Source organism: Acetomicrobium thermoterrenum DSM 13490 (assembly GCF_900107215.1).
Lineage (GTDB): Bacteria > Synergistota > Synergistia > Synergistales > Acetomicrobiaceae > Acetomicrobium > Acetomicrobium thermoterrenum.
Genome location: NZ_FNPD01000003.1, coordinates 115,905 through 134,068, shown reverse-complemented (window position 1 = coordinate 134,068; position 18,164 = coordinate 115,905). Strand labels below are relative to the sequence as shown.

The 18,164-nt window shown below is 44.7% G+C and carries 19 protein-coding genes; 7 read left to right on the top strand and 12 right to left on the bottom strand.

The window, feature by feature from the left end:
• Window positions 1-3: 3 nt before the first annotated feature.
• The 5 genes from nadD to rplU all read right to left on the bottom strand — a co-directional run bounded on the left by nadD (window position 4) and on the right by rplU (window position 3,012).
• Window positions 4-618: a nicotinate-nucleotide adenylyltransferase gene (gene nadD / locus BLU12_RS03465; RefSeq protein ID WP_234945419.1), complete on the bottom strand. Its 615-nt coding sequence runs from the start codon at window positions 616-618 to the stop codon at window positions 4-6.
• 50 nt (window positions 619-668) lie between these two features.
• Complete coding sequence (gene obgE / locus BLU12_RS03460) at window positions 669-1,958, bottom strand: GTPase ObgE (protein ID WP_091460621.1); 1,290 nt, start codon at window positions 1,956-1,958, stop codon at window positions 669-671.
• A gap of 79 nt (window positions 1,959-2,037) precedes the next feature.
• Complete coding sequence (gene rpmA / locus BLU12_RS03455; protein ID WP_009201002.1) at window positions 2,038-2,319, bottom strand: 50S ribosomal protein L27; 282 nt, start codon at window positions 2,317-2,319, stop codon at window positions 2,038-2,040.
• Window positions 2,316-2,651, bottom strand: coding sequence for a ribosomal-processing cysteine protease Prp (locus BLU12_RS03450; protein ID WP_091460620.1), 336 nt, complete (start codon window positions 2,649-2,651; stop codon window positions 2,316-2,318). The genes rpmA and BLU12_RS03450 overlap by 4 nt, the downstream gene beginning before the upstream one ends.
• Before the next feature lie 40 nt (window positions 2,652-2,691).
• On the bottom strand, window positions 2,692-3,012 hold the full coding sequence (rplU, locus tag BLU12_RS03445; protein WP_009201000.1) for a 50S ribosomal protein L21: 321 nt from the start codon (window positions 3,010-3,012) through the stop codon (window positions 2,692-2,694).
• Between the two features lie 411 nt (window positions 3,013-3,423).
• Here rplU and modA point away from each other — a divergent pair, with 411 nt between their 5' ends.
• The 3 genes from modA to BLU12_RS03430 all read left to right on the top strand — a co-directional run bounded on the left by modA (window position 3,424) and on the right by BLU12_RS03430 (window position 6,686).
• Window positions 3,424-4,149 carry a molybdate ABC transporter substrate-binding protein gene (gene modA, locus BLU12_RS03440; protein ID WP_091460618.1) on the top strand — a complete coding sequence of 242 codons (726 nt, stop codon included), beginning with the start codon at window positions 3,424-3,426 and terminating at the stop codon, window positions 4,147-4,149.
• A gap of 19 nt (window positions 4,150-4,168) precedes the next feature.
• Window positions 4,169-4,948, top strand: a complete 780-nt coding sequence (locus tag BLU12_RS03435) for a Rossmann-like domain-containing protein (RefSeq protein WP_091460617.1) — start codon at window positions 4,169-4,171, stop codon at window positions 4,946-4,948.
• 157 nt (window positions 4,949-5,105) lie between these two features.
• Window positions 5,106-6,686 (top strand): AAA family ATPase, encoded by a 1,581-nt coding sequence (locus tag BLU12_RS03430; protein ID WP_091460615.1) that lies wholly within the window; start codon window positions 5,106-5,108, stop codon window positions 6,684-6,686.
• A 65-nt stretch (window positions 6,687-6,751) separates the two neighbouring features.
• Here BLU12_RS03430 and BLU12_RS03425 read toward each other — a convergent pair whose 3' ends face one another.
• Genes BLU12_RS03425 through BLU12_RS03395 form a run of 7 tightly spaced genes read right to left on the bottom strand, consistent with a single transcriptional unit; the run spans window position 6,752 to window position 12,325 of the window.
• The gene (locus tag BLU12_RS03425; RefSeq protein WP_009200998.1) at window positions 6,752-7,180 is read right to left on the bottom strand and encodes a bifunctional nuclease family protein; all 429 of its coding nucleotides are present in this window, start codon (window positions 7,178-7,180) and stop codon (window positions 6,752-6,754) included.
• A gap of 29 nt (window positions 7,181-7,209) precedes the next feature.
• Complete coding sequence (locus BLU12_RS03420) at window positions 7,210-8,277, bottom strand: M20/M25/M40 family metallo-hydrolase (protein ID WP_091460613.1); 1,068 nt, start codon at window positions 8,275-8,277, stop codon at window positions 7,210-7,212.
• The gene (locus BLU12_RS03415) at window positions 8,267-9,403 is read right to left on the bottom strand and encodes an aspartate aminotransferase family protein (protein WP_091460612.1); all 1,137 of its coding nucleotides are present in this window, start codon (window positions 9,401-9,403) and stop codon (window positions 8,267-8,269) included. Before BLU12_RS03415 ends, BLU12_RS03420 begins: the two co-directional genes overlap by 11 nt.
• A complete protein-coding gene (locus tag BLU12_RS03410) occupies window positions 9,373-10,230 on the bottom strand; it encodes a [LysW]-aminoadipate kinase (protein ID WP_057940976.1) in 858 nt (285 codons plus the stop codon). The genes BLU12_RS03415 and BLU12_RS03410 overlap by 31 nt, the downstream gene beginning before the upstream one ends.
• A gap of 31 nt (window positions 10,231-10,261) precedes the next feature.
• A complete protein-coding gene (argC, locus tag BLU12_RS03405) occupies window positions 10,262-11,305 on the bottom strand; it encodes an N-acetyl-gamma-glutamyl-phosphate reductase (RefSeq protein WP_327020375.1) in 1,044 nt (347 codons plus the stop codon).
• Entirely contained in the window at window positions 11,295-12,152 is an 858-nt protein-coding gene (lysX, locus tag BLU12_RS03400; RefSeq protein ID WP_091460609.1) for a lysine biosynthesis protein LysX, read from the bottom strand. The genes argC and lysX overlap by 11 nt, the downstream gene beginning before the upstream one ends.
• The gene (locus BLU12_RS03395; protein WP_009200992.1) at window positions 12,152-12,325 is read right to left on the bottom strand and encodes an alpha-aminoadipate/glutamate carrier protein LysW; all 174 of its coding nucleotides are present in this window, start codon (window positions 12,323-12,325) and stop codon (window positions 12,152-12,154) included. The genes lysX and BLU12_RS03395 overlap by 1 nt, the downstream gene beginning before the upstream one ends.
• A gap of 165 nt (window positions 12,326-12,490) precedes the next feature.
• On the opposite strand from BLU12_RS03395, the gene BLU12_RS03390 reads away from it, so the two are divergent.
• The 4 genes from BLU12_RS03390 to BLU12_RS03375 all read left to right on the top strand — a co-directional run bounded on the left by BLU12_RS03390 (window position 12,491) and on the right by BLU12_RS03375 (window position 18,158).
• Complete coding sequence (locus tag BLU12_RS03390) at window positions 12,491-14,014, top strand: AbgT family transporter (protein WP_091460607.1); 1,524 nt, start codon at window positions 12,491-12,493, stop codon at window positions 14,012-14,014.
• Between the two features lie 38 nt (window positions 14,015-14,052).
• Window positions 14,053-15,234 (top strand): M20 metallopeptidase family protein, encoded by a 1,182-nt coding sequence (locus tag BLU12_RS03385; RefSeq protein WP_057940980.1) that lies wholly within the window; start codon window positions 14,053-14,055, stop codon window positions 15,232-15,234.
• A 185-nt stretch (window positions 15,235-15,419) separates the two neighbouring features.
• Window positions 15,420-17,009 carry an ABC transporter substrate-binding protein gene (locus BLU12_RS03380; RefSeq protein ID WP_091460606.1) on the top strand — a complete coding sequence of 530 codons (1,590 nt, stop codon included), beginning with the start codon at window positions 15,420-15,422 and terminating at the stop codon, window positions 17,007-17,009.
• Between the two features lie 138 nt (window positions 17,010-17,147).
• Window positions 17,148-18,158 carry an ABC transporter permease gene (locus tag BLU12_RS03375; protein ID WP_009200988.1) on the top strand — a complete coding sequence of 337 codons (1,011 nt, stop codon included), beginning with the start codon at window positions 17,148-17,150 and terminating at the stop codon, window positions 18,156-18,158.
• The last annotated feature ends 6 nt before the right edge of the window (window positions 18,159-18,164 follow it).

Sequence of the window (18,164 nt, the reverse complement as noted above, 5' to 3'; positions counted from 1 at the left end):
AGGTCACCTTCCCTCTAATGAATACAGGTTTCTCTTATATATAAAATGCTCCACGGTCCAGGGCAAAAAATATCTTATGCTTTGCCCTGCCGCGACACGTCTTCTTATTTCTGTGCTCGATATGGCAAGCAGCGGTATTTCCAGCGGTATCACTGCCCGCTTTATCTCCTCCGGCAATGACTCCAATTGCGAGACATTGTAACCCGGCCTTGAAGCTGCAACTATATGGGCAACGCGAGCGATCTCGTAAGGTTCCTTCCATAAAGGCATTTGCAATACGGCATCGATGCCTGTTATGAAAAAAAATTCTACCTCCCTCGGCAAATACCAATGTCTCATTTCCCTTAACGTGTCAATGGTATGCGATGGTCCTCCGCGTTCGATCTCAATTTTAGATATTTTAAAATGGGGATTATCGACTATGGCCATACAGGTCATGATATAGCGATCTTCTGCAGACGTTATCATTTTATTGTTTTTATGGGGAGGATTGCCCGTTGGTACAAATATCACCTCTGACAGGTTGAGCGATATATAGGCCTCTTCTGCAATAACCAAATGCCCGAAATGAATGGGATCAAAGGTGCCTCCCATGATGCCAACTTTAAGTCTGCTCATAAAATTGGATCGCCTCTGAGGCAAGACCATATCTCCCCTTTCTTCGTCGATCATTTGACATCGGGTTCATATTCGAACTCCAAATCACCTATGCAAACGGTATCTCCTTCTTTTGCTCCCATCTTGTCCAGTAATTCCTCTACTCCTAATCTGGCAATGATCTTACCGAAACGCAAAATCGCCTCTTCTTGGCCAAAGTCATATCGTTTTACTAGTTCTTCAAGATATGGACTGATGACCCTATATTTACCCTCTTCAAGGATTTCTATCCTTATGTCCGAATCACGGTAAAATTGTGACTTGGTGGCATGTCTTAGGGGATAAAGCCTCCTGTTGTCGGGGGTCAACTTCGAAAGTTTCTGCAATAACAGCTCTGCCAGTTCTTTTATACCTCTTCCCGTTACAGTGCTTGTAAAGCAAATCTCTTGCTTTGATTTCTCTGCCCATTTTGCGACCTGATCCAAAAAAGAGGCGCCATCAATCAGGTCCGTCTTATTGGCCACCAGCAAAGAAGGTTTTTTGAGTATTTGATCGTTATATTTTGAAATCTCCTCACGAAGAGTTATCCATTGTTCCTCTATGTTGTCGATCGAATGAGATGATACATCTAAAACATGTAATATGAAGCGACTTCGCTCTATATGCCTCAGGAACAAGAGACCTAATCCCTTGTTTTCCGATGCACCCTCTATCAACCCCGGGATATCTGCCAAAGTTATGCGGAAATCATCTTCCTGTATAACGCCAAGGTTGGGATTTATGGTTGTAAATGGATAATCGGCAATTTTAGGCTTCGCATTTGATAAACTAGCCAACAAACTGGATTTTCCCACATTCGGAAGCCCTATTATCGCCACGTCGGCAAGTATCTTTAGTTCTAATATAAGATGTTTTGTTTGGCCCTCTTCCCCTTTTTCGGAAAAGCGGGGAGCTTGGTTGACAGGCGTCGAAAAAGCAGCATTTCCCCTTCCACCTCTTCCTCCAAGGGCAACTAACAAGCTGTCGCTAGGATCAACCAAGTCACCCAAGGGCTCGCCGGTCTCTGCGTCCCACACGATCGTCCCACAGGGAACTTCTATTATTAAATCCTCTCCATCCTTGCCGGACTGATTTCTCTTTCTTCCATCTTGGCCTGATTGAGCTTTAAACTGAGTTTTGTAGGTAAAATCTTCGAGGGTTTGAATTTTGTCAGAGGCTTTTATGTAAACGTTTCCCCCTCTTCCTCCGTTTCCACCATCGGGGCCACCTTTAGGGACGTATTTTTCCCTCCTAAAACTCATGCATCCCTTGCCACCATGGCCAGCATGAACAATAATTTCCGCTCTATCGATAAACTTCAATTTACATCACCCGTAGTAATAGAATAGGGACCTGACATGACAAGGCCCCTATTCGCGTATTTGTCAAACCTATTTTATCCTATTCTTCAACGGGAATTACACTCACGTATTTCCTGTTTCTTTTGTTTTCGAACTTAACTACTCCTTTTTTTAGAGCAAAAATAGTGTAATCCTTGCCGAGCCCTACATTTTGTCCGGGATGAACTTTAGTACCGCGCTGGCGGATGATAATGTTACCGGCATCCACGACTTGCCCGTCGTACCTTTTAACTCCTAACCTCTTGCTAATGCTATCTCTGCCGTTTTGGCTGCTCCCCTGCCCTTTCTTGTGCGCAAACAACTGTATATCGAACCTGATCAATTTATACTCACCTCCACAATTTGCACATACCCGGGATAGGAATGGGCAATGGACCTTAAGCTGCCAAGCACTGTTTCTATTACCGCCTTCGCCTTTGGATCCTCAAGGGTTCCTTCGTTCCAAGAGAGGAAAAACAAAGGTACGTCATCTTGGATATCGAAAACTACATCTTTAGCTTCGACGACCTCTTTTAGCCCTAAAAGGAGGGCATGCATCAAGGTCGACACTGCAGCGCATACGACATCTTCTCCCTTTTTAGCATATCCGCTGTGTCCTCTGGCTTCAACCGATAATGGCCTTTTTCCCCCTATCCCTATACTAATTTTAATCATTCTTACCGAAATCTGAAATACTTCATAATATTTAGATAAGTTAATACTTTACGGACAAGATCTCGATTTCCGAGTAGGGCTGACGGTGGCCTTTGAACCTTTGATAATTAGTTTTGTTTTTGAATTTGAAGACGATGACTTTTTTGTCTTTGCCGTGATTCTTAATGGTTGCTTCCACGCTGGCACCGGGAATAGTCGGATTTCCCACCTTTACTTCCTGATCGTCGGATATCATTAGAACTCGATCAAGCTTTACTATATCTCCTGGTTGTCCCTCTAGCTTCTCGACTTTCAACACATCTCCAGGCGATACACGATACTGCTTCCCACCGGTTTCTACAATAGCATAAGTCAAACTCATTACCTCCTCTCGCTGAGCAACTCGGGCGGCAATTGCCTTGGAGCCCGTCTCAAGCGGTTATCGTCCCATATTTATGGGACTTATGCATTTTAAATAAGAAGGACCGTGAAGTCAATAAGAAACTTACCACCTTCAGGACAAATTCATTTCTTGGCTATATGTCATTTGCCCTTATATGGCTCCGGACAAGACTATAACCACTTATTAGGCATTGGATTACAGTCCTGGCGACATAACCTCGATAACCTTCTTTTAAATTTAAGTATACTACTTTTTCTATATAGAACAAAACCGATCAGTAGTCATACTATAAACGGGCACGCATTTGCAACCCAGTTGCAATATATATCTAACTGTGATAATTTACTATACAAGCACGTGTCCCATTCGATATAAGAGGGGGTAAATCAATTGAAACGAGCTGTTAGAGTTTTTGTAATTATCATGTGCGTCCTGTCAATATGGTGTGCACCAGTTATGGCTAATGTGGTTGCCGTTGCAGCTGGCATAGCTCCCTGCGTTGAAGAGGTGATGGAGGCTTATGTCGAGGCTGGAGGAGAAAAAATGGAATTTGTAAAGGAAGCATGTGGTCCTTTGGCAAATAAGATAGCGATGGGTGCGCCATATGATATGTTTTTGGCTTCCGAGCCCAGATGGCCAAAATGGTTAAAGGCCAAGGGAATGCTAGTCGACGTTCACGCCTTTGCCATAGGGCAATTGGTGATGTGGCGTTTTTCTTCGGAGGCTCCATGTGAGAGCGATATTGAAAAGTCCAAAATAGCCGTGCCAAATCCCGATATAACAGCTTATGGAAACCTGGCAAAGCAATATCTTGATGAGGCAGGATTATGGGATAAAATGATGGCTGAAAAGAGGATTATTTTAGTTGGCAATGCACCGCAGGCTGTCGTCGCGGCGAAAGGAAGTGCTGCCGAGATAGCGTTTATTCCTCTCAGCATGGCCATAAAAGCAGGCGGCAATTATACTCCTCTATCCGGAATGACTGTCGATCAAGTGGGGGGTCTCACTATTAGAGCCAATGAGGAGGTCCGCAAATTTTGGATTTTCTGTCGTTCCGAAAGGTCTTTTCCTATTTGGACGAAGTGGGGATTTTTATCGCCAGATAACACGAAGTAATAGGGGGGGTTAATGTGCAATGAAGTGCATTGAAAATAACAAAAGTTCTGATTTGCTTCTCGATGTAAGAAAAATAGTGTTAAAAAATATTAAAAGCCTTTCTCATCTTCTGGATGAGTCTGTTTTCGTAGAGCCCCTAGGCGTTGAAGAAGCACTTGGAGACCCTGCTCCCTATAAAGATTTTGCTCTTCAGCGCGGGGAGGAAAAGCTTATCGAGGCTACGCTAAATGGAGAAAAGGGGCAGGCCTTTACGTCAAGGCCTTCCCGTTGGAGGGGGACTCTCGAAGAAGTGCTTCTTTTGCCATTGAATCTGGAGAAAAACAGGGCTATTTTCTTGGCTACAGTTAATGCATTGGGAAGGCATCTTGGCTGGGACGATCATACCATTCATTGCAAAGATAAAGCTCCAGACCGTTGCGGGCGAAAAATGGCGGAATTTGTAAGCGAGATATTAGATCCCTCAGCCAAAGTGGGGGTAATAGGATACCAACCGGCAATTATTAAACATATGGCGGAAGTTTTGGGAAAAGAAAGGGTGAAATTATGTGACTTAAACCCTCAAAACATAGGAAAAGATGTCTTTGGAGTGAGAGTATTGGACGGTGACACAGCGCTTGAAGAGATCGCAAGGGATTGCAGAGTCTGTCTCATTACCGGCTCGACTCTAGTAAATAGCACACTGGATAGAATACTTCAGACCATGGAAAACAGAGGGGTAAAACCTTTTATTTATGGAACAACCGGAGCTATACCTGCCAAGCTTTTGGGCATTGAAAGACTATGTTTTGAGGCCCAATGAATTAAGGGAGATTGCCAAACTCTCGGATGTAACATATGAAAAGCACATGGGTAACATGTGCTCTTTGGTATATTTTGTCCTCGATATGCCTTAAATTTTAGTATTTGTCATGTTATGATTAACTCAAAATTAAGGAAATGCAGAGGTTTGAGGTTGGATGTCAAAAATAGAATTGAACGAAGACTTTCGCAAAGCATTAGATCTCATGGAAAATTCCGATAAAAACGTATTCGTTACCGGACGTGCCGGAACAGGAAAGTCCACATTATTGTCTTATTTTCAACAGAACACGAAAAAAAGAGTCGTGGTTTTAGCCCCCACCGGCGTTGCTGCCTTGAACGTCAAAGGTCAGACCATTCATTCTTTTTTCGGTTTTAAGCCCAACGTTACTCCCGACCAGATCAAAAAGTCTCGTTCTCCCAATGGTGCGACGAACATTTACAAAAAGATAGATACGATCATCATAGACGAGGTCTCCATGGTCCGAGCTGATTTACTAGACTGCGTCGACAAGTTTTTGAGACTCCATGGGCCCAAAAGCAAGTTGCCCTTTGGTGGAATTCAAATGGTATTCATCGGAGATTTGTATCAACTTCCCCCCGTTGTAACGAAAAACGAAAGAGATGTTTTTAAGACCCTCTATGAGACACCTTATTTTTACAGTGCCAAGGCCTTTGAGACCTTGGATGTGGAATTTGTGGAGTTGGATAAGATATATCGCCAGCACGACCAGAAGTTCATAGATTTGCTGGGAGCAATTCGCAACAAGACCATAACGGATGAGGATATAAAGCTACTGAACAGCCGCGTAATGCCCGACTTCGAGCCCGATCCTGAAGAGTTCTTCGTATATTTGACCACAACAAATAAACGTGCGGAAGAAATTAATGAGCAGCAGCTTTTCCAATTAAAAGGCATGACTCATGTTTTTAAAGGCGCTATCAAAGGCGATTTTGGGAACGAATATCTGCCGACAGCCTTGGAGCTTAAGGTAAAAGAGGGAGCCCAAATTATGCTTTTGAACAACGACTCCCTGGGCAGGTGGGTTAACGGAAGTATCGGGAAAATTATCGAGATTTATAAAGACGTCTTAGAGGACGATCGAGAGGAATACGTCATAGTGGTAGAGCTTTCAGACGGAAGGGAGGTCGAAGTGACCCCTCACACCTGGGAGATTTACGACTTTTACGTAGACGGAGATAAGCTGAAGTCTCAAACCGTAGGCAAGTTTAAGCAATATCCAATGATGCTTGCCTGGGCAGTGACGATACATAAAAGCCAGGGCAAGACCTTCGATAAGGTCATCATTGACATTGGACGCGGGGCCTTTGCCCATGGCCAAGTTTATGTTGCTTTGAGCCGTTGCACTTCTCTGGAGGGAATCATACTAAAAAAACCCATCAAGAAAGAACATATCTGGATGGACTGGAACGTGGTGCATTTCTTGACGGAGTGCCAATATAGCAAGGCTGAGGAGATGCAATCCCTAGACGACAAGATCGGGAGAATTAGAGAGGCTATAAACGAAAATTTGGCTTTGGAAATCGTTTACCTTAAGCCAAATAACGAGAAAAGCAAAAGAATCATAACCCCCTTTGAAGTCGGAGAGATGGAATACAAAGGGAAAAAATACATAGGAGTACGGGCATTTTGCAACTCCAGACAGGGAGAAAGGGTTTTTAGAGTTGACAGGATTTTAAATTTAAAGGTTTTAGAAAGTCCTGTCCTTAAAGAATAGACATTATGTAAAAAAATGTTGCTAAGCCTATCTTTTGTCTTAAGGTTTGCCGCGTGTTAAGTCGGTTAATTGTGTCCGACGTTTAAATCAGAAGAATTTACGGTAAACTCCGTCAGCTTTATGTCCATGTATATTGGTGCGTTATAGGCGACGGCAAGGGCGATTGCATCGCTGGGGCGAGAATCAACTTCATATGTGTAACTTTTGTGCCTAAGATAAAGGTTAGCATAATAGACATTGTCTTTAATGTTGTTGATTATGACTTGCTCCACCTCCGCGCCCAAAAGGTCCAATAGGTTTCTTAAGAGGTTGTGAGTAAGTGGACGACTGGGCGTTACGCCCTGCAAGTTCATTAAAATGGCCATAGCTTCAACGGGACCGATGACGATAGGCAGGACTTTAGTTTCCTCCTTGTCACTGAGCATAACAATATGATTGTTGTCCTCGTCCACAGCTATGCCTTTTACGAAGACTTCAATGTTGTTGTCAAACATGGTTATCACCTCGCTTCTCTGTTATTTTATCACAAAAACCCTACCCCACTTGACACATAAGAAGAGATCAATGCTATCGCAGTTTCGAGAACATCGATGGATTTAAAATATTCACTTAAGACGATATGTTCGGTCATAGTGTGATCTAGGGTGCTGTCGCCGGGCCCGTATGCGACCATAGGGCAATCCCAAGCAGCTGCATGATTGAAATCAGCCGTTCCGCTTTTGACGACTACGCGGGGTTCCAGTTTTTGTCGTCTCAGGGCTGTGCGAAAGGCTTTTGCGACTATGTTGTTTTTGTCCGTCACGTGAGAGGGTATGGCAAGGGCGATATCATGTTCTACTTTATATTTTTTGCATATTTTCTCAACCAACAAGCGGTATTCTTCTAGGGTGCCTCCGATGGGAACGCGTATATCGAGCTCCATCTTTGCAGTCCTTCGTCCCCTTTCCTGTCCCCGCATGGAAACGATTGCCCCAGATGGGCTATATGCAATGGATTTGCCCGATTGGTCATTTGAGCGCAATCGATTTAATATCTCTGAAGCTGCCAGGGTAACGCTGGTAAGGGGACCTGCGTCGGCGCTTCTGTGGCCTCCGCCATCTTTTGCCTTGAGGATTGCCCTAATACAACCGCGATAGCCTATGGTTATTCCCCGAGTGTTCGACGGCTCTCCCACGATGCAGGCTTTAGGCTTATGGAGCGGCAGTCTGTAAAGGATGCCCCGTGAGTCAGATTCCTCTCCGATGGCAGCAATAAGGGTCAATTTGCAGTTTCGTGCAAGTTTTACCTTGCCGCCAGCTAAGGCCATCGCGCAAAGGGGTCCCTTTGCATCGACAGCACCCCTCCCCCATAGGGTATCGTCTTCTACTTTGGGCTTTGGTCCGCCCTCAACTGTATCGATGTGACCGAGGAGGATTATTTCGTTATCGCCCTCCCCTTTCGTGGCCACGACATTGCCCACATAGTCTATGTATGACCTGTCCCACCCCAAAGAAGGGAGGCGGGCATTGAGATAATCACACGCCTCGGCTTCTTTGTAACTTGCGCTGGCTATTGAAACCAGATCGAAGAGCAAATTCCTTTCAGCAGACATCGCCCTTTTCCTTCTCTTCCAATACAGCTTTAAAGATGTCAGCTGTTTTTTCAAAATGTTCTGTCGTAGACGTCAGGGGCGACAAAAATCTCACCACAAAAGGTCCGGCCGGAAGGGCGAGTACACCCCTATCCTGAAGTTCTTTGACTATAGGAATAGTTTTTACGGAAAGCTCCACTCCGTTCAACAACCCCCTTCCGCGCACCTCACGTATAAGCGGCGAGTCAATTTTTTGTAATAGACCTCTGAAGTGGTCACCTAATTCCACCGCCTTTTGCATATAGCCTTCACCTTGCAATAACGATATAGTAGCTAGCCCCAAAGCCATGGCAAGAGGATTGCCTCCGTATGTTGAACTGTGCCCCGAAGGAGGAAAGCCGCCTAACTTTTCCTTCCATAGCATCATCCCTACGGGAAAACCTCCGGACACACCCTTTGCGAGACATATTATGTCAGGATCAAGACCACACTTTTCGCTTACTGAATAATCGCCACACCTTCCCCAACCGCATTGAACCTCATCGCTGACGAGCAAAGCTCCGTGCAATTTGCACGCCTCAGTTATCTTCTTCCCAATATCCTTCTTGAGGGGATAGACTCCGCCTTCCCCTCTGACGGGCTCTACAAATACCGCAACGGTATCTTCATCTACCCTTGACGGCAGTTCCTCTGGTTCTAAATGGGTTACTGGCAAAAGAACGTGTGTCCAAGGGTTTCTGTAAAGCGGGTTAAAGGTTAAAGACAAAGCCCCAAGCGTGCGTCCGTGAAAGCTTCGGCGTAGGGCAAGGATTTTTTTTCTATTGGAGTTTAAAAAGGTGACAAGTTTAAGTGCGGCCTCCACTGCTTCAGATCCGCTGTTGCAGAAGAAGCATTCTCTGTCCGGAAATATCTGTTTTAAGGATTCCATGAACTTATTTCTCGTATCCGATCCCATGCCTATCCCTACCGTCCACGGCATTTCCGATGCTTCTTTTAATGTCTTAACAAGGTAGGGATGGCAATGTCCGAAGAGCGCAGCTCCGCTGCCACAGTAAAAATCTATATATTCTTTTCCTTCTTTATCTCTGATTATTGCACCATTCCCGTATGTTAAAGTTATACCGCGGCTTCCGTAAAGCTCCGACATAAGTGCGTCCCTCCTCCAGAGAATATCGTCTTTATCGGATTTGGTTGCCTGCTGTCTCCTATAAATACCGAATTAACTCCGCCTTCGAGCGCTTCTTTTGCCGCTAGCAGTTTGCGCTTCATGTTTCCCCGAGAATAGCTTTCCAGTTCGGTCCAGTCTTCGAGCGTAGACATTTTAATCAACGTGGAAGTATCGTTTGGATCTTGAAGCAATCCCGGAATGTTGCTTAATATGACCAATACATCTGCTTTAACAGACGCAGCTGCTGCAGCAGCCATGCGATCCCCATCGACGTTCAAGACGCCGTTACCTTTCTCGTCATAAGCCAGAGGAGGTAAGACGGGAAGAGCACCTAAATCCCACAATGCAAAGATACTTTCGTTTCGAAAGGACGTGATAAATCCGCTGCAATTGCCTCTAATTAAACGCACTTTGCCATTTTCTGTAACCCGTAGGACATCCTTTCTTTTAGCAACGGCGGATATGTTGTCTGGCGGATAAAGCGGGACGGCATTAACCCCCAGTTGACCGAAGGAGCTAACAAGTTGTATGGAAAATACGGAGCATGCAGCTCGAAACAATTCCAGATCGGTCGAGTTTACGAAGCGGCTCTTAAAACCACCGGGGCTCATAACGTATTTTGGAGTAATATTTAAAGCCCTCGATAGATTGTCCATATAAGAACTTGCGCCATGAACAAGAAGCCACTCTTCTCCCTTCTTTACTCTTTCAGAAAGTTCCTTGACGAGATATTCAAGGTTATTGCCGCTTGCTCCCCCGATCTTTACTACTCCCCTTTTAATGGAACTAAGGTTTTGATATGTCACTGTCCTTTCTCCTTTCAGTGAGTCATGTTGCTTACACGGGGTAAACGGGCATCATGGTAAGTCCTTCGGTTTCGTTTAACCCCAGCATCAGGTTGGATGCCTGGACAGCCGTTCCTGCTGCCCCTTTCATCAGGTTATCTATGGCCGTAACTACCAACATCCTGCGCCCGTCCTCGTGGAGGGTAAAACCAGTCATTGCCTGATTGCTACCCGTCACCATCTTTGGTTCGGGAAGCCTGAGATGAGCAGGTTTGGCCGGACAAAGCTGCAAAAAGGGCTTGTCTCTATAAGCATTCTTGTAGAGCCTCCATATTTCTCCCTCTCTCACTTTTTCCGACAGTCGAATATGAGCCAACATTTGTGCACCGCGGACGATCTCCACGGCTGTCATCGTCATCGTTACTGCATCTTCCTCAAGGGAAAGTTCCTGCAGGATTTCAGCCAAATGGCGATGCCTAAAAGGTTCGTACACTCTTAACGTCCTGCTTCTGTAGGGATGATGGCTTCCCAGTGTCGGTGTTGCACCAGCTTCGGATGATCCAACCCTCACTTCGATTCGGATTTCCTCTATCAAGCCCTCTCTGGCGAGGGGAAAAAGCCCCAATATACAGCAGGCTGCGTTACAACCTACTCCGCTCACTAAATTTGACTCTTTGATTTCCTTCCCATGGAGCTCGGGCAAACCGTAAACCGCACTGATCAATAAATCCGGGTTTGGATGAGGCGACCCGTACCATTTTTCATAATCTTTAGCAGAATAAAGCCTAACGTCAGCAGACAGATCTACTACCTTCGTGCCTTTTTCCAAGTATTTTTCGATGACGGACACGGCTGTGCCGTGAGGGACTGCTAAAAATGCGATATCTACTTCTTTTAAAAATGCCTCATCGTGGTCACAAAATGTTAAAGTGCCAAATTCATCCCTTAAATGAGGGTGTGTCTGCCATATGAATTGTCTATTTTTGTTCTTTGAGACGGCACATTCCACTTTTATATCGGGATGTCGGGCCAATATTCGCAGAACCTCACCACCTGCCATTCCGCTTGCTCCCCATATCGCTGCCTTAAAAGTCATTTTCATCACTCTCTTGAGCCAATGTCCAAGCCATCTCGACTATCTTTCCGGCAACATCAACGCCTGTTATCCTTTCGTGAGAGCTTCTAAACTCCGGCTGGCCGTTGACTTCGTTCACGAGATAGCCGTTATAGGTCTCAAACACATCGACGGCAAGTAATTTTCCACCGATAGCCCTTTGAACATCAACAAGCAATTTCTTGAGTTCATCGGTCAGAGGGTAGTTTTGTGCCTCGCCGCCCCTTGCGGTGTTCGTAATCCAATGATTGCTGCACCTTCTTATGGCCGATACGGGAGAATCTCCTATTATGGTGGCCCTTATGTCGAATCCATTTTTGTCGACATATTTTTGAATGTAAATTGCGCTGTGCTGCGAACCCAAGTGCAACTTATGTTCGACTACTGCTTCCAGCGCATCCTTGTCGTTGACCTTTGCCAAAAGCCTTCCCCAACTGCCGACGGGGGGTTTCAAGACGACGGGATATCCCATTTTTTCAACGCATTTTAGTGTGCCCTCCAACGAAAAGGCCACAGCATAATTGGGTTGGGGAATGCCTGCTATAGAGAGCTTCGAAGAAGTGGCGATTTTGTCCGAACATATATTCATGACGTCGGAAGGGTTTATGGTGGTTACGCCCATTGCCTCTAACGTTAACGCCAGCGCAAGATTTTGCCTGTGTCCAATACAGCGGCACAGGGCCACATCTTTCCTTTGACAAATATCGTTGGGCCAGACCAAGTCGGAGACGACAATCGATTCTAAAGGGATTTCTCTTGCCTTTGCTGCCTCAATTATCATTTTCTCCTCAGCCCTAAGACGGGAATAGAACATGAAGACCTTGGCCATTATTCTCCCCAATCCTCCTGCACTTCGGGTGCTTCTGCCACCGTTAAGGGATCCAAAGAAATCACTTCCAGTTCAGATCCGCAGTCGGGACAGGTGATAATTTCCCCTTCTAAAAGTTCATCGGATACTTCCACCTTTCCTTCGCACACTACGCAGTTTACAAATTTAGACATGACGATCCCTCCAAACCAGAATTTAATAATTTCGAGATTATAAACTAGAGTTTCATGCGTGTCAAGCTCTTAAAATGATTCATAAAAAACACAAAGCCATGTATAATTCCAAGGTGACTTTCAAATTTTAAATGTAGTTTTAAATATCGAAGGGAGGAGTTCGTTTTGGCTAAGAGTGAGAATGGCATCTTATCGAGGTTCGTTGGATGGATTGAACGAGTCGGAAACAAGTTGCCCCACATATTTTGGATATTTTTGTTTTTCTGGCTACTTGTAATTGTCCTTTCCGGTGTTCTGGCCGGCGTATCTGCAGTTGCACCAGGCAGCAATGAGAAAATCGAAATTATGAGTTTATTGAATCGAAAGGGATTGGATTGGATCCTGTCAAATATGGTCGGCAATTTCACCAAGTTTCCGCCATTAGGTCTGGTTTTGGTTATGATGATGGCAGCTGGTTTCGCTGAAAGGGCTGGGTTCATACCTGCGATAATGAAAACGCTCACCACAGTTCCAGACAAATTGATGATCCCGGCTATTTTTATAATAGGCATGTGTTCCAATTTAGCCTCTGATGCCGGAACAGTTATTATTCCGCCTTTAACAGCTGCACTGTTTTATGCAAGAAAGAAAGATCCTATTTTTGGTTTAATATTAGGTTATGTTGCTGCTGCTTCGGGATTTACTGCAAATTTGTTTATAGCCGGAACTGATGTGCTCTTGGCAGGCATTACAAACACTTCAGCTAGAATAGCTGATCCATCCTATAACGTTTATCCCACAGCCAATTACTTTTTTATGATCGCGTCTGTTTTTGTAGTTACCATTGTCGGAACAGTATTTACCATTAAATTTGCTATGCCAAGGCTGGCGAGATGGGATCCCGAATATGAACATGCTCAAGTTCCTCATGAATACTTAACACCCCTTACAGAGAGGGAGCTTAGCAGTATGAAAAAAGCCGGATTGGCTGCTTTTGGTTTCTTTCTTTTGATGTTTCTTCTGACGCTGATACCGGGCGGTCCTCTGCGTGATCCCGTTAAAAATACGATAGTTCCCTCCATTTTCTTGAGGGGAATGATTCCAATTCTGTTCGTTTTCTTCGTTATCGCCGGTTGGGTATACGGAAAGAACGTGGGCACGGTCAAAAAGCCTACCGATATGATTAATTATATGGTAGAGAGCATGAAGACCATGGCGTCATACATCGTTGTTATGTTGCCGATAGCTAACTTTACCTATACTTTTACCCATACAAATATGGCATCAATTCTTGCCATCAAACTTGCCCACATTTTAGAAGTGGCCAACTTTACAGGCGTGGGGCTTTTTGTGTCCATAGTAATAATCTCAACTTTTGTGAACCTGTTTTTGTCCAGCGGTTCAACGAAGTGGGCCTTTTTAGCGCCTGTCATAGTACCAATGATGTATTATCTCGGTTACACTCCCGAATGGACGCAGTTACTCTATAGAATAGGAGATTCCAGCACAAATTCATTTACTCCGCTTTTCACTTACTTTCCGATAATTCTTGGTTTTGCGAGCGTGTATAAGAAAGACGTGGGAGTAGGGACCATTATATCTAGAACGTTTATCTATTCCCTGCTCTTTTTGGTCACCTGGACGGCGATGATATTAGTTTGGTTTTATCTGGGACTACCTCTTGGACCGGGCGCTCCAATAAGGCTATAAGAGTTTTAAAGAATAAATTATGTTAGAAGGGGTTTGAAATGACTAACAGTGATTTAACAAATGAAATCATCGAATTTGCCAAGAAAATGCAGGGTTTTGTCGTGGAAAGGCGAAGGGATTTTCACCAACATCCCGAGGTTAAATTCGAGGAAAAAAGGACAGGAGATATCGTGGAAGAACTTTTAAAACAGTGGGGTTACGAAACAAAGAGGACCGCTGGTACTGGAGTAATAGGAACTTTGAAATGTGGCGAAAAAGGAAAGACCGTAGCGCTCAGAGCAGATATCGACGCGTTGGATGTAAAAGAGGAAAACGACGTTCCCTACAAATCCGCTTTTGAAGGAAAAATGCATGCCTGTGGCCATGATGCGCATGCAGCGATGCTTTTGGGTGCTGCAAAGATAATATCCGACATGAAAGATTCATTTGTGGGCACTGTAAAACTTATATTTCAACCGGGAGAGGAAGGCGGAGCCGGCGCTAAGCAAGTCGTAGAAGAAGGCCATATTGACGATGTAGATGCCATATTCGGAATTCATGTATGGGTAGAAGTTCCGTCGGGAGTTTTAGCTACCAGGAAGGGGCCCATGATGGCTTCGTCAGACGGTTTTCAAATTAAGATCTCTGGCAAAGGAGGGCACGCGGCGCACCCTCACCTGACCAATGATCCCACAGCACCAGCTGCGGATATATATAACGCCTTTCATAAATTAGTCTCCCGAGCCGTTAATCCCTTTTCTCCGGCAGTAATTACGTTACCGGTGATCGAGGCAAGCCACGGATACAATATAATTCCCGATTCAGTGGAGATGAAGGGTACGCTGAGGACTTTTGATTCCGATTTGAGGGATATGCTGGTAAAGAGAATGCAATCCTTGGTTGAGTGCTATTCTAAAGGATGGGGATGTAATTCTTCATTTGAGTTTTTTCGAGCTCCCTACCCTCCCCTGATAAACGATCCCCAACTTACGGACTTTGCGTTGGACGTTTTGAAGGCAATTGGGCCCGTCATGGAAGCCGAAATGACCATGGGTGGCGAGGATTTTGCTTTCTATACGCAAAAAATTCCCGGCGTATTTGTTCAACTTGGCATCAGAAACGAAGAGAAAGGTATAATATATCCTCACCATCACCCCAAATTTGACGTGGATGAAGATGTCTTGTGGCAAGGCGTGGCGACATACGTGCTGCTGGCCAAAAAATATCTGGAATTGAATTAGGTTATAACAATAATTCCATATCTTATCTATAGGCATCTTATATCTCGGGGACGGTTTTCTTTTGAATGAAGCTGCGCGAAACCAGAGAAGCCGTCCCTATTTTTCTGGAAATTTAGTATTTTTGACACCGATTATAATGTCTTGGTAAAATAACGACACCCTATCAGTTGAGGAGGTATAAGTGAATGAGGAAAAGGGTTATGGTGTGGTGTTTGGCGTTTCTGAGTTGTTTTTTGTTTGCCTCTGCTTCTTTTGCAGCGATTCCTAAAGATTCATTGGTTATCGCTGCCGATACGCAGATATTAATTTCACTGGACCCGGCCGTTTGCTACGAGACCTTTGCGGCACAGATTACGGAGGCAGGCTATTCGGGGCTAACCCATATCCAACCGGTTAATGGGGTTTTAACTCCCGTACCGGCCTTGGCAGAAAGCTGGGACATCCTGGAAGACGGCACGAAATATGTATTTCATCTTAGAAAAAACGCTCGCTTTTCTAATGGCGATCCCGTCACGGCCGACGACGTCATCTTTTCCTTTCAAAGGCTTTTGAGCATTGGAAAGTCGCCTGCATGGTTGTTGGAGGAAATTGGTTTAACAAAGGAAAATATGAATGAAACGATCCTAAAAGAAGATGATATGACTGTCGTTTTAAAGACCAAACCCCTCGCCCCAAATATAATCCTTTCTATTTTAGGAGGCTCTTGGGGAGGAATTGTAAACAAGAAAGTAGTCATGGCAAACGAAATAAATGGTGACTTTGGAGAGGCCTTCCTCCAGGATAAATCTGCAGGAGCAGGCGCGGGGCCCTATGAGATAGTCGAATGGAAGAGAAATGATCACGTCTTGCTTCGTGCTAATCAATACTATTGGGGTGGTGAACCTGCTATTAAACAAATATATATTAAAGACGTGCCTGAAGCGACGACTCAGTTTCTCCTTGTGCAAAAAGGCGATGTCGATGTGGCCTGGAGGGTTACGACGGAACAGGCTGCCCAGCTCAGAGATTCGCCCCAAAAAGGCGTTAAGTTGGTAACAGTCCCGTCTCAGTCCAATGAATACGTTGCCATGAACGCCCAGTGGGGGCCCTTCAAGGACGAGAGAGTTGTCAAAGCCGTCAAATACGCTATTGATTACGATGCGATAATTGATTCCGTGCTCAAGGGGTTTGCCGTACTTAACCAAAACTTTATTCCCATCGGCTACTTTGGTTATATTGAGATGAACCCTTACAAAAAGGATGTAGAAAAGGCAAGGCAATTATTGAATGAAGCAGGGTACCCTGAAGGTTTTGAAGTCGAACTTTTGACGAATCCGACTCAAATCAGAATGGATGAAGCCGTGCTTATCCAATCCAACCTCGCGGAAGTTGGGATAAAAGCCAAGGTGACAACAATGCCGGCTTCTGAAATGTACGCTAAATACAGGCAGCAGGGACATCAAATTATATTGGCAGGATGGGGCATTGATTATCCGGACCCGGATGCCTTGGCAAAGCCCTTCGCAAACTACAGAGTAAAGCAACTTGCCTGGAGGACCATGTGGTACGACGATCATGCAGCTGATCTTGCGGAGAAAGCAGGATTGGAATTAAACGACGAACGGCGATTGGAACTTTACAAGGAACTTCAGGAATATTGGATCGAGAAAAGCCCCTTTGCTCTGCTCTATCAACCATTGGATTTCTGGGTAATAAGGGATAATTTAATAGGATTTGAAGAGGCAGCTGCAGGTTACAGCATCACCTTCGACTTTACTAAAATTTCGAAGAAGTAAGCTCCGAGTCATACTAGAGACTTCTCTTAAATGCATTTTTTGCGAGATGTTGGAATATAAATCATATATAAGGGGTTTAATAAACCCCTTATATATGATTTAGTCTATTAAGAGATAAAGCAGGGGGATTAAGTATAAATGAAGCTTGAAACCTTCATCATAAAAAGGTTATTTTTGATGCTTATCGTCCTATTTGGCGTATCCGTTGTGGTCTTCGTGGTAGCTAGAGCGATACCTGCAGATCCCGTAGGCGCAATTTTGGGAGGCAACGCCCCTATAGAATTGGTTGATGAGATGAGAAGGCGCTTAGGTTTGGACAAACCCCTTTTCGACCAATTTCTCGATTTCATGTCGGGTGTCGTGAGAGGCGATTTGGGAGTATCAATTAAAAGCAACAGGCCGGTCATAAAGGATATTGCTGAGTTTTTCCCTGCAACGTTAGAGCTTGCTTTAGTGGCAGCTCTAATCTCCATAATTTTAGGGGTACCTTTGGGAATTTTTTCTGCGGTACATCGTAACAAGCTGGTAGATCATTTTTGTAGAGTTTTTTCTATATTGGGTGTATCTATGCCTGTTTTCTGGACGGGCCTTTTGCTTTTAATTCTCTTTTATTATCGTTTGGGTTGGCTGCCAGGCAGCGGGAGGGTTGGAATATTTACCGTCATGCCGCCCAAGGTTACGGGTCTTTTGCTGTTGGACTCCCTTCTGGCAGGAGACTTTGGTGCTTTTAAAGATGCTTTATCGCATATAATATTACCCGCTGTCGTCCTCGGTTACTCCGCGACAGCTTCAATTGCCAGAATCATGCGATCGAGCATGTTAGACGTATTAAGGCAAGATTTCATAAGAACAGCTAAGGCCAAAGGAATAGGAAGAAGGCTTGTCATATACAGACATGCCTTGCGCAATGCCTTGATACCTGTTGTTACGGTAATAGGATTGACCTTCGGCAGCTTGCTCGAGGGAGCTGTTTTAACTGAAACAATTTTCGGTTGGCCCGGACTCGGTCGATATATAGTCAATTCTTTGCTTCTCTTGGATTATCCGGCAATCATGGGTGGCACCCTATTTGTCGCTGTTGTTTATTCCCTAGTCAACTTGGTTGTTGATATAATCTACGCAGCTTTAGATCCAAGGATGAGAGTATAGGGGGGT

What these genes read in the sequence shown, in the direction of transcription:
- nadD (WP_234945419.1), bottom strand. Translation starts at nt 618, where the DNA reads ATGAGCAGACTTAAAGTTGGCATCATGGGAGGCACCTTTGATCCCATT.
- BLU12_RS03450 (WP_091460620.1), bottom strand. Translation starts at nt 2,651, where the DNA reads ATGATTAAAATTAGTATAGGGATAGGGGGAAAAAGGCCATTATCGGTT.
- rplU (WP_009201000.1), bottom strand. Translation starts at nt 3,012, where the DNA reads ATGAGTTTGACTTATGCTATTGTAGAAACCGGTGGGAAGCAGTATCGT.
- BLU12_RS03435 (WP_091460617.1), top strand. Translation starts at nt 4,169, where the DNA reads ATGAAGTGCATTGAAAATAACAAAAGTTCTGATTTGCTTCTCGATGTA.
- BLU12_RS03430 (WP_091460615.1), top strand. Translation starts at nt 5,106, where the DNA reads ATGTCAAAAATAGAATTGAACGAAGACTTTCGCAAAGCATTAGATCTC.
- BLU12_RS03425 (WP_009200998.1), bottom strand. Translation starts at nt 7,180, where the DNA reads ATGTTTGACAACAACATTGAAGTCTTCGTAAAAGGCATAGCTGTGGAC.
- BLU12_RS03420 (WP_091460613.1), bottom strand. Translation starts at nt 8,277, where the DNA reads ATGTCTGCTGAAAGGAATTTGCTCTTCGATCTGGTTTCAATAGCCAGC.
- BLU12_RS03415 (WP_091460612.1), bottom strand. Translation starts at nt 9,403, where the DNA reads ATGTCGGAGCTTTACGGAAGCCGCGGTATAACTTTAACATACGGGAAT.
- argC (WP_327020375.1), bottom strand. Translation starts at nt 11,305, where the DNA reads ATGACTTTTAAGGCAGCGATATGGGGAGCAAGCGGAATGGCAGGTGGT.
- lysX (WP_091460609.1), bottom strand. Translation starts at nt 12,152, where the DNA reads ATGGCCAAGGTCTTCATGTTCTATTCCCGTCTTAGGGCTGAGGAGAAA.
- BLU12_RS03395 (WP_009200992.1), bottom strand. Translation starts at nt 12,325, where the DNA reads ATGTCTAAATTTGTAAACTGCGTAGTGTGCGAAGGAAAGGTGGAAGTA.
- BLU12_RS03385 (WP_057940980.1), top strand. Translation starts at nt 14,053, where the DNA reads ATGACTAACAGTGATTTAACAAATGAAATCATCGAATTTGCCAAGAAA.
- BLU12_RS03380 (WP_091460606.1), top strand. Translation starts at nt 15,420, where the DNA reads ATGAGGAAAAGGGTTATGGTGTGGTGTTTGGCGTTTCTGAGTTGTTTT.
- BLU12_RS03375 (WP_009200988.1), top strand. Translation starts at nt 17,148, where the DNA reads ATGAAGCTTGAAACCTTCATCATAAAAAGGTTATTTTTGATGCTTATC.